This window comes from Virgibacillus salarius (assembly GCF_039521925.1).
In the GTDB taxonomy this organism is placed as follows: domain Bacteria; phylum Bacillota; class Bacilli; order Bacillales; family Amphibacillaceae; genus Virgibacillus; species Virgibacillus salarius.
Genome location: NZ_BAAACY010000116.1, coordinates 1 through 3673, shown reverse-complemented (window position 1 = coordinate 3673; position 3673 = coordinate 1). Strand labels below are relative to the sequence as shown.

General features: G+C 38.0%; 2 protein-coding genes. One reads left to right on the top strand and one right to left on the bottom strand.

Going from position 1 to position 3673, the window contains the following annotated elements:
- Positions 1-134: 134 nt before the first annotated feature.
- Positions 135-1487 carry an aspartate aminotransferase family protein gene (locus ABDZ84_RS15005; protein ID WP_343782079.1) on the bottom strand — a complete coding sequence of 451 codons (1353 nt, stop codon included), beginning with the start codon at positions 1485-1487 and terminating at the stop codon, positions 135-137.
- An 852-nt stretch (positions 1488-2339) separates the two neighbouring features.
- Between ABDZ84_RS15005 and ABDZ84_RS15000 the strand changes: the two genes are divergently transcribed.
- Positions 2340-3527 carry a M24 family metallopeptidase gene (locus tag ABDZ84_RS15000; protein ID WP_026681861.1) on the top strand — a complete coding sequence of 396 codons (1188 nt, stop codon included), beginning with the start codon at positions 2340-2342 and terminating at the stop codon, positions 3525-3527.
- Positions 3528-3673 lie beyond the last annotated feature (146 nt).

Below are 3673 nucleotides of genomic sequence, written 5' to 3'. Positions count from 1 at the left end.
CAACTGCCAGTAAATGTCCGATTGGTTCGTCTAACCATCCGTGGGGATAAATAAACTTCCCCACGGATGGAAGTCTCACTTTATCCCGCATATAACTGGCAGTAAATCCTCACTGATTGAAGTTTCACTTTATACTAAATCGCAGCAATAGCATCCTTTAGGATGGTTACTAGATAATTAATTTCATCTCTTGATATAGAAAGCGGTGGTGACATCGTTATAATATTGTTATAGCCTGCAACCGTATCGCTTGTTTTGCCAATTATGATGCCTTTTTTTCTACAATAGTTCACGACGCCTGCAGCTATGGTTTCATCAATTGGTTCCTTTGTTTGTTTATCTTTTACAAGCTCAATACCAGCTAATAGTCCTTTACCACGAATATCACCAACATTAGGGTGCGTATACAGTTCTTGTAATTCTGCGAGCAAATATTCCCCCAGGTTCGCAGCGTTAGTGACTAAATGTTCCTCTTCCATAATCTCTAAATTTCGTATAGCAACAGCACAAGCTGCTGGGCTGCCGCCAAATGTGTTAACATGACGGAAATGATCGTATTCCTTCGTTGAGGTTTTGAATTTTTCATATATGTCACGTTTTACAGCAGTTGCTGCTAGTGGCATATATCCACTTGTTAGTCCTTTAGCCATCGTAATTATATCTGGTTTTACATCATAATGCATAAATCCGAAGGGCTTCCCTGTTCTGCCAAACCCGTTGATAACTTCATCAGCAATTAATAAGACACCGTGCTTATCACAAATCTCACGAACTTTTTTCATATAACTATCGTGGGGAACTAATATTCCGCCGCCAGTAATAATTGGCTCCATAATAAATCCAGCAATTGTTTCTTTGATCTCCCAAGTAATTGTGCGATCTAACTCATCAGCAGCTTGGTGACAGCATTGTTCATTTTCATGCGTAAAAGGGCTCCGATAGCAATCCGGCGGTGTGATATGGACGAAGCCTGATGCTAATGGTTCGTATTTATAGGCCCGTTGATTTTGTCCACCGGCTGCTAATGTAGCTAAAGTGCTACCATGATACGAGCGATAGCGTGAAATAAATTTATAGCGATTAGGTGCATCAGTCTGTTGGTAATATTGGCGGGCAATTTTGAAGGCTGTCTCATTAGCTTCCGATCCACTATTGGAATAAAAAATAACATAATCGTCGCCTAGCCATTCATTTAATTTTTCACTTAATTTTATTCCTGGTATATGACTTTGTGTTAATGGATAATAAGGCATCTCCTTTAATTGCTGTGCACAGACGTCAGCTAGTTCATCTCGACCATAACCTACATTAACGCACCATAATCCTGCCTGTGCATCAAGAAATTTATTACCGTCGATATCCGTGATCCAGATACCATCAGCTTTGGTGCTAATCATTGTACTGCTAGGGTTATATCTTTTCATGCCATGCCAAAGATACTTCTCATCTTTTTCCAACAGGTCCTCTTTTTTTATAGTTGGTTCCAATATAACAAACTCCTTTCTATAATCGGATCAAATAAAAAAGCTGAAAGTGAAAGATGGGAAAAGTAGCAAATGTGATATATGATGGATGAGGAATAGTTACTGTAGTGATTTCAGGTTGGCTCTCTTTGTCGTTTGTCGACAATTCAAGTTACCAATAATTAAACACATTTAAAGAAAATAGTCAATAAATTTATAAAATACAGAAAAATGATATAGACGATTAAACATTCAATTGCTATACTATTCTCAAGTGTAGTCTGTGACAAAATAAATGGGTAGAGGCAGAGATTGCTCTGTCTGCGCCCATTTTTAAATAGCATTTTCATCATTTATTGTGTTATTACATATATTTATAGTACACATTAGAAGAAAATATAACGTATTCCATACTTTTTAATTTGTGTGCATTATTTTGTATTTAATGCCGACAATCGACAGGCATGTTCTATTAATCCCACCCTTTTACCTCGCATATAACTGGCAGTAAGCCGCCCCAAATAAAGTGAACCCTATTGGCAAGAGGGGGGGCACTGCTAGTAAATGTCCGATTGGTTCGGGCCTACATTAGGCCACAAAGGCGTTGCCACATGACGTGGCGAATGAAGCCTTTGTACGTGTTTGTTTTAGTAAAAACCTAATTGAGGTTTCACTTTATTTCTAATGCCTACTGTAACTGTCTTTTCAAACGCATGGGCAGTGAAAAGTTCCTCGCCCATGATTGTTAAACTTTTCCAATCATCAAAGAAATTACAATTAACAACAATATTAATTCTTGTGATATTTATATGATCTACTTTGATGTTGGTGTTGTTCACTCAAGCAGCTTCACTTTAAATGAATGGAGGGGTTTGTATGGTGTTTTTTTCTATTTCTGAATATTATGAAAGGATAACGAAAACAAAACACCGTATGGCTAATGAAGGAATTGAGGTTTTACTTGTCACAGATCCAGCTAATATGAATTATTTAAGTGGATATGATGCATGGTCATTCTACGTACATCAATTGCTTGTCATTTTTATTGATGAGGATCAACCTTATTGGATTGGCAGAGGGCAAGATGCTAGTGCGGCTTTCCACACATCTTGGTTAGAAGCGGATCATGTATATCCATATACAGATGATTATATCCAGTCTTCCGAAAAACATCCGATGGAGTTTGTCAGTGATTTTATTAAAGCTAAAAAGTATGACAAGAAAACGATTGCAGCTGAGTTTGATGCCTACTATTTCACAGCAAAAAATTTTATGAAGCTAAAAGAAAATCTGCCTAATGCTGTATTTAAGGACGGAACAAATTTAGTAAATTGGATACGAATTATTAAGTCTGATCAGGAAATAGAATGTATTAAAATTGCATCAAAAATCGCTGAAGGGGCGATGCAGGCTGCTTTTGATTCCATTGATGCTGGAGTAAGGCAATCCGATGCTGCTGCAGCAATTGCTCATGCCCAGATCCGGGGAACAGATGATTTTGGCGGAGATTACCCTGCAATTGTACCATTATTACCAACTGGTGATCGAACTTCAGCTTGTCATCTTACGTGGACAGATGAGCTATTCCGACAAGGTGATCCGGTAATTATTGAATTATCTGGTTGCTATAAACGATATCACTCACCTTTAGCTAGAACAATCTTTCTTGGTATGCCAGATGAAAATATTCAATATATCGCAGACGTCGTAGTAGAGGGGATAAATATAACGTTAGATGCCATTCGTCCAGGTATTACTTGTGAAGAGGTAGAGGCTGTGTGGCGCAGAGTTATAGAGAAAAGTGGAATAAAAAAAGATTCGAGGCTTGGTTACTCAATGGGATTAAACTATCCCCCAGACTGGGGAGAGCATACTGCTAGTCTAAGAGCTGGCGATCATACAATCCTTAGAGAGAACATGACTTTTCATATGATACCTGGAATATGGCTTGACCATATGGGGGTTGAAATAAGTGAATCTTTTCGCATAACAGATAAAGGCTGTGAAGTGTTAGCAGATTTTCCTCGTGAATTATTAGTAAAACCTAATATTCGTTTAGCCTAAATATAGCAAAACGGTTCGTTTAAGGCAGAACGTAAGTGACTGCCTTGAACGAAGGTGGAAATAATATCCGTACTAATTTATCCCGCATATAACTGGCAGTAAGATCCCAAAATCACGCAATCAATTGAAACCAATATAGCTAAGTG

What these genes read in the sequence shown, in the direction of transcription:
- ABDZ84_RS15000 (WP_026681861.1), top strand. Translation starts at nt 2,340, where the DNA reads ATGGTGTTTTTTTCTATTTCTGAATATTATGAAAGGATAACGAAAACA.